Annotated in this window: 4 protein-coding genes; 3 read left to right on the forward strand and 1 reads right to left on the reverse strand. The window is 61.6% G+C overall.

Translation table 11 applies throughout. The features are described 5' to 3' along the window. The 3 genes from VFZ66_28575 to VFZ66_28585 all read left to right on the forward strand — a co-directional run. On the forward strand, nucleotides 1-289 hold a 289-nt coding region (locus tag VFZ66_28575; protein HEX6293171.1), incomplete at its 5' end, for a DUF6582 domain-containing protein. Between the two features lie 87 nt (nucleotides 290-376). Continuing rightward, nucleotides 377-2,530, forward strand: a complete 2,154-nt coding sequence (locus VFZ66_28580) for a chlorite dismutase family protein (protein HEX6293172.1) — start codon at nucleotides 377-379, stop codon at nucleotides 2,528-2,530. A gap of 333 nt (nucleotides 2,531-2,863) precedes the next feature. Next, nucleotides 2,864-4,828, forward strand: a complete 1,965-nt coding sequence (locus VFZ66_28585) for a hypothetical protein (GenBank protein HEX6293173.1) — start codon at nucleotides 2,864-2,866, stop codon at nucleotides 4,826-4,828. A 103-nt stretch (nucleotides 4,829-4,931) separates the two neighbouring features. On the opposite strand, the gene VFZ66_28590 is transcribed toward VFZ66_28585, so the two are convergent. Beyond that, the coding region (locus VFZ66_28590; GenBank protein ID HEX6293174.1) for a type ISP restriction/modification enzyme at nucleotides 4,932-7,635 on the reverse strand (2,704 nt) is incomplete at its 5' end.

The raw sequence follows: 7,635 nt of genomic DNA on the forward strand, positions 1-7,635 counted from the left end.
CTTTGACAGACAGATCGATGCAATCGGGAGGATCAGCATGTCAAAACTTTCAGAGAAAGAGCGCGACAAGCTCTCCGACAGCGCCTTTGCCTACATCGACAAAGCAGGCGAGCGTCATCTGCCGGTCCACGACGAAGATCACGCGCGCAACGCCATTGCCCGCTACCCGCAAACCGATTTCGAGAGCAAGGCGGCCAAAGAGCGCGCGCGCAAACGTATCCTAGAGGCCGCAAAAAAATTCGATATTGAAGTATCTGAAGACGCCGAAGTACACAAAAAAGCCGATTAGATACCAGGAGCATGAGCAGAATAGATCTGCTTAAACGGAATTTTGGTTCTCAGTTCTTGGTTCTTGGTTCTTACGAGGAGCATATTCATGGAGACAACCGCGCGACGGCAATTCGTCAAGTGGTCCTTTTTCAAGCTCGATCCGGCCTGGAACGCGCTGGCCGCCGACGAGCGCGAGCGCGGCAAGCAGGCGTTCGAGGCGGTCGTCAGGCAGTGGGCGGCGACGATCGTGCTGCGACCGTACACGCTGGTCGGGCTGCGCGGCGATGCCGACATCGGCCTGTGGCTGGTCAGCGAGCGGCTGGAAGATTTTACCGAGCTGCACACGCAGCTTATGGCAACGCCGATCGGGCCGTATCTGTCGGTGGCGCACTCGTTCCTGGCGATGACCAAGCGCTCGCGCTACGTCGATAAGTACGCGACCGAGGAAGAGGCCAAGCGCCGCGACATCATCGTGCCGGGCGAGAGCAAGTACCTGTTCGTCTATCCTTTCATCAAGACACGGCCCTGGTACGGCCTGCCGGCGGAAGAGCGCCAGCGCTTGATGGATGAGCATATTCGCGTCGGGCGCAAATATCCCGATGTCAAGCTCAACACGACCTACTCCTACGGCCTGGACGATCAGGAGTTTGTCGTCGCGTTCGAGACGGACGTGCCCTCGCGCTTTCTGGATCTGGTCGAAGAGCTGCGCTTCTCCGAGGCCAGCCAGTACACGCTGCGCGACACGCCGCTGATCCCAGGCATCGCCACGACCGTCCGGGGCATGCTCGACTCGCTGGACGGCGGATCGAGCGCGGCGGCAGCGCCAGCAGCAGCACAGCCCGCCGCACCGGCTGCCGTGCCAGTCGCCGCGCCCGCCAGCACTGGCGGCTTTGTCGCGATCTGCAAGGTGAGCGACGTTCCGCCGGGCGAGTCGAAGCTGGTGGTGGTCGAGGGCACGCAGATCGCGCTCTTCAACGAGGGCGGCACGTTCTACGCGCTGAGCAACCGCTGCTCGCACGCGCGCGGCCCGCTGGTCGACGGCGTGGTCGAGGGCGGTAAAGTCACCTGTCCGTGGCACAGCGCCGAGTTTGATCTGAAGACCGGCGCGGCGCTCTGCGCTCCCGCGCGCGGCCCCGTGCCAGCGTATCAGGTCAAGATCGAGGGCGACACTGTGCTGGTCGGGCCGCAGCAGCAGGCGGAGGCGGCGCAGCCGATCGAGCTGCCGGAGCGCGTCGACGATCAGATGGACGCGACCGACAAAAAGCTGGTCAATACCATGCAGTGGAAGTTTCCGGTCGTGTCGCGGCCCTGGCAGGCGCTCGCGCAGGAGGTCGGCACGACCGAGGCCGACGTGATGCAGCGCATCGGGCGGCTGCGTGAGATCGGCGTCGTGCGGCAGATCAGCCCGATCTTCGACACGCGCAAGCTCGGCTATAAGTCTAGCCTGGTCGCGGTGCGCGCCGCGCCGGAGCGCATCGACGAGGCGGCGGCGGTGATCAACAGCCATCCGGGCGTGTCGCACAACTATCGCCGCGATCACTACTTCAACATCTGGTTCACGATCGCGGTGCCGCCGGAGCAAGACCTGGAGACTGAGGTCACGCGCCTGACGAATCGCGCGGGCGTCGAGAAGGTGCGCATGCTGCCGACGCTCAAGATGTACAAGATCGCCGTCAAGCTCGACATGGAGCAGGACGAGACGAAGGTCGGTAAGGAGACGCAGCAGTACGTCAAGGCCAAGGAGATCCGCCCGCTCTCCGAGCGCGACAAAGCGCTGATCCGCGCCACCCAGGACGATCTGCCGCTGGTAGAAGAGCCGTTCAAGCTGCTGGCCGCGCAGGCCGGAATCAGCGAGGCCGAGCTGCTCGCCTGGTTCGGCGAGATGCAGGAGATGAACTACCTGCGGCGGATCGCGGCGATCTTGCGCCACCAGAAGGCCGGATTTACCGACAACGGCATGATCACCTGGAAGGTGCCGGAGGACAAGGTCGACGAGGCCGGACGCATCGCGGCAGCGTACTCGACCGTCTCGCACTGCTACCGCCGCCCGGTCTATGAGGACTGGCCCTACAACTTCTTCTCGATGGTCCACGCGCGCTCGCGCGAGAACGCCGAGGAGATCGCGCGGCAGATCGCCGAGGATCTCAGGCCGCTGGGCGTGACCGAGTACGTGATCCTCTTCTCGACCAAAGAGTTCAAGAAGGATCGCGTGCGCTACTTCGTGGACTGGGACCAGGCGGCGGTGGTGAGCAACGCTTGATGCTGGTGTGCAGGCCCTCACCCCGCTTCGCTGCGCTCCGCACCCCTCTCCCACTTCGCAGGAGAGGGGTTTCGTTGCGCCTCGTCGCTCCCCCGCTCCTATCGCCGCGAAGGCGGAAGCCCGCCTGAGCAAGGGGAAGGGGGCGGGTGCCCTCTGGGCGTAATGAGGGCCGCAACGCAAACGATACATCGGTACACGACGTGCCAGGGCGTGGATCTGCTCCACGCCCTGTTTTGCGGTATCAGATTTAACGCTGTCGTATCAGACTGGTACCATGGAGAACGCAGCTAGCCCGCCGTACGATCAGATCAGCTCCTAGAAAGGAGGATCGCTATGACTCTCCATCACTACAAGGCCCTGCTCCTGGTCCTGATCGCCCTCGTCGCGTCTGCGGCACAGCCACCCGCTCGTACTCGTGCTAGCTCCCCGTCGGAACCGCCCGCCACGTCCGGCATTGCCGCCCGGATCAGGCTAGCTGGCGGCATCGGAGGAAGATCCTCGAAGACGGTCGTCCAGGGTGCCCTGGCGTACATCGATGAGGGGCCGAAGCTCTCGATCCTCGATGTGAGCAATCCCGCGCAGCCGGTGCGGCGCTCCTCGGTACGGCTGCCGAACTTCGTCAACGATATAGCCGTGGCCGACGGCCTGGCCTATGTTGCCGTGAGCGACAGCGGCCTTCAGATCGTCGATGTGCGCAATCCCGATCAGCCCGTGCTGCGCGGCAGGTATCAGGCACCGGGCTACACCATGCAGGTCGCAGCCCAGGCAGGCATAGCCTATCTCGTCATATCGGTCGATGGCAGCACGACGTTCCAGATCGTCGATGCGCGCAATCTCGATCAGCCTGTGCTGCGCGGCAGCTACGATGCGGCGAAGAGCATCAATGATCTCCACGTCGGCGGCAGCCTGGCCTATCTCGCAACCAGCGTTGAGCAGGGCATTCACCTGCTCGACGTGAGCAATCCCGCTCAGCCGACATTTCGCGGCACCTATGTCATCCCCGGCGGCGTGTGGCGGCTCAGCGTGGTCGGCAATCTGATCTATACGATCGAGCGCGGCAATGCCGACCGGCTGCTGATCATCGACGCCAGCGATCCCGGCGCGCCCGTGCTGCGCGGCAGCTTCAGCGCGCCCGATATGATCTTCGACGATCTCCGGGTCGAAGGCACCACCGCCTATCTCTTCCGGTACTTCTGGCCGGAAGTCCGCATCGTCGACGTGAGCGACCCGGCCACTCCTGCGCTGCACAACACCTACACCAGCCCGGAGCCGATCTTCAACCTTGAGGTCGGCGCGGGACGGGCGTATCTTACGCTAAAGAATGATCTTGCGATCGTCGATCTCGCCGATGCAGCCAACCCGGTCGAGCGCGGCAGGGCGATCCTCTCGCAGCAGATCGACACCGTCCAGGTCGTCGGCAATCTGGCCTATACCACCGTGCAAGGCAGCGGCCTGCATATCTTCGACACCAGCGATCCGGCTCGTCCGAGGCTGCACGCGGTCTATCGCGATGAGGACACGCTCGCCGGAGAGGTGCCGGGCAAGCTCTATGTGCAGGGCAATCTGGCCTATCTCGGCGCAAACTATACGCTCAAGATCATCGACGTGAGCGATCCGGCGCATCCGACGCTGCGCGGCCAGATTTACAACATCGGCATCGGCAGCATCAAGGCGGTCGACAATCGGCTCTATGTGCTGTCCGGTTACAGTCTCAATATCTTCGATGTTGCGGACCCCGACCATCCCGCGAGGCTCAGCTCAGTTGAGGTATCGGGTAGTATCGCGCACGAGCTTCAGATCGTCGGCAATCTGGCCTATCTCGCTCTGGGCGACTGTAGCCGTGGCTGTAGCGGCGGGCTGAAGATCGTCGACGTGAGCGATCCGGCCAATCCGGTGCCGCGTGGCAGCCTCAGCCTGCCTGTCAGCACACGTCTGCGGGTCGTCGGCACGCTGGCCTATGTGGTGAATATCGACGGGGTGAACATCATCGATGTGAGCAATCCAGACCAGCCGACGCTGCGCAACATCTATAAGCCACCCTTCGCCGGGCCGATCGATATTGTCGGCAAGCAGCTCTATGTGGCCGATAGCTATCGCGGCGGCCTGCACATGGCCGATCTGACTAATCCAACGCGCCCACGACCGCGCGTGACCTCCACAGCGCCCGGAGGTGCCAGCGAGATCGATGCCGTGGATGGCCTGGTGTACGCTGCGAGCACGTCGGCGGGCTTAAACATCTTCCGCGTCAGCGCCGGTCGCCTTCCGCCGGATATTTTCATCCCGAAGCAACCACGTTAGGAAGCAAACAAAGAACAAAGGGGCCACAACCCAGTACCAGCGTCTCCCCCTCTCCTATGGCAATGGGAGAGGGGTGCTGAGCGGAGCGAAGCGGGGTGAGGGCCTACCCCAGGCCCGGCAGCGCCGCCACTATCCGCGCCGTCTCCACGCTCACCTGCACGACCTGCTTGACCAGCCGCACGATGTATTCGGGATCGTCGGGGTGGTTGGGATCGCTGGTGATGCCAGAGCGCGCGTCGGTCTTGAGCTGGTACTGATCGATCACCCACTCCAGCGCGGAGCGATTGCCGAGGCGGTAGTCGTACACCTCGCGTGGAATGCCCGCCAGCGTCAGCGACGTGTTGACCACCAGCTCGGTCTTGTCGGCGCTGAGCCGCATCTTCTCGACGCGCCAGGTGAATGGCTGCTTTTCGATGTGCTTGAGCGGGTACGGCTGCGCCTGCTCGTAGCCGACGTGCAGCGCCGCAAGCTCGCGCCCCGCCGCCACGAACGCGGCCCACGCCTCAGGCGACACGAACGGGATGCGCGGCAGATCGCGCTTGAGGTTTTGCGCGTACTTCGCCCGATACTCCGGCGCGTGCAGCAGCCCGTAGATGCCGTGGAAGATGTCCCACTTGGTGACGTGCGCGCCGTACTGCGCCCGGTACTGCTCAAGCGCCCAGTCGGTGATGTTCTCGCGCCGGTTGCTGCCGTCTTCGTCGTAGGTGTAGAAGGGGAAGCATTGGGTGCTTGAGCCAGCGCCGACGAGATGAAGATCAGCGATAACGTCGCTCATGAAAACCAGAAAGGGTTTTTCTGATCCCACATCTGTCACGCAAATACAATAGTTCTCTGCTTCACTCGACTGTAAAGGAAAAATACGAGGAAACACACCTTGCCGATGTGTCATGATGTTATCAAAGTATAAGTACTGACGGGTGAACGGACGGTAGAGCGCATTACGAATTGAGTCAGGGTCAAACCTGGCTTCCATTTTGCGTACAAGGCATTCTTTAAGCCTGCTACTCCACTTGATCTTGGCCTCATCAGCAAGGACAAAATCATCTACATTACTCGGAGAGCCAGCACGAATCCAGCGGGATAGCTCGGAGTTGTATGTTTCGATCATTGTCCGTGCTTTACTGGCAAGCTTGTTGCGATCAAAATCGTACATCCAGCTATCTCGTGTTGTTTCGGCTCCTCTTGAATATGTCCTGAAGATCGCAGAAGTGCTACCAGCCCGGCCTTCTTTCGCCTCCTTGGTCCCCATCGGCACAAACGAATCGAAATCATCTGCTGCGCCTGCGGTAAGCCAGGTGCCGCGCGCGTTTGGCGTGAGTATCTGCCACTCGATGCCAGTGAAATCGCCCATTTGGTCGAGATAGCTACACTTCTGCTCTCTGCGCCACCACTCATCCACGCGGGCATAATGCACCGTCGCAGGCTGACGCTGCATCTCGCCGTTGCGCTTGCGCACCAGCAGCGTAATAGCCACACCGACCTGGATGCCGAAGACGTTATGTGTGGTGCCGGAGAGCTTGGGATTCTGGCGCACGTTGCCGCCGAGATCGAGCGTGTAGATGCTGGTGAAGTCTTTGAGCAACTCTTTGCGCATCCCATCGAAGGCGAACTGATCCAGAAACGAGTTGTTGGAGACGAAGCAGATCACACCGTCGCCGCCGTAGAGTCGATCCGTGGCCCAGCGGAAGAAACGCACGTACATATCGCTGAGCGCTCTTTTGTTGGTTGCCTGTGACGACTTGGCGTAGGTATTGCGAATGCGCCGATCGATTTCGGGATACTTGCGGTTTTTGTTGTTGTCGTTCTCGTTGACCTGGCCGACGTTGTAGGGTGGGTTGCCGATGATCACGAAGATCGGTGCGGACTCCTGGCGCTTGACGCGCTCGGTGTTCTCCGGCGCGAACATCTGAAGCTGTACGCGGCCCATGTCGAGCGTATCGGCGAAGCAGATGCCCTCGAACGCGGCATACTGCCCCGTGCGCTCGTAGTACTCGTGCTCGATGTTCTGCGAGGCGATGTAATACGGCAGCAGGAGCACCTCGTTGCAGTGCAGCTCGTGGTCATACTTGTGCGGCAGCGCGCTAGGCCGAATCTTGTCGATGATCTCCAGCATGAAGGTGCCTGTGCCAACACATGGATCGAGCAGATTCACGCCCGGCTCGCTGAGCGAGGTGCCGAACTCGCGCTGCAAAACCTGCTCCACAGACGCCACCATCCAGCGCACGATCGGCGCGGGCGTGTAGACGATGCCGTGCGTATCGGCGGTGTTGGTGCTGTATGACTGAAAGAACTGCTCGTACACCGCGTTGAGAAACGATTGCTTCTCGCTGTAATCGGCGATGGTGCGGGCGGTCTTCTCGATCGCCTCATAGAAGTAATCAAGCTGCGCCATGAACGCAGCGCGGCTGAACGAGCGGCTGGTGAGCGCGTCCACCACTTTCTCTAGCTCACGGGCGATAGCGTTACGCCGCACGAAGTCGGGGTTGCCGAAAACCGAGCGAAAGATGCGCTCTGTCAAGAGATGCTGCTTGAGCATATCCTCGACTTCTTCGATCGAGGTGTTGGGATTGAGCGAGCCTTTGCAGAGATCCCAGAACCCGGCGAGCGCCTGCGCAAAGCGCCGGTTATCGCGCTTCTCGCCCTCGATGATCGCCGTGAGGCCCTGCGCCAGCCCTGGTATCTGCCTGCGGAACTCGGCAACGGCGCGGTGAAACTGGTCGATCTGGGGCTCGACGTAGCCGAAGAACTGATCGAGCAACCGCTGGATATTCGCGGGCTGCGTGATGTCCAGGTCGAGCACCGGCACG

It is taken from the genome of Herpetosiphonaceae bacterium, from assembly GCA_036374795.1.
Taxonomy (GTDB): domain Bacteria; phylum Chloroflexota; class Chloroflexia; order Chloroflexales; family Kallotenuaceae; genus LB3-1.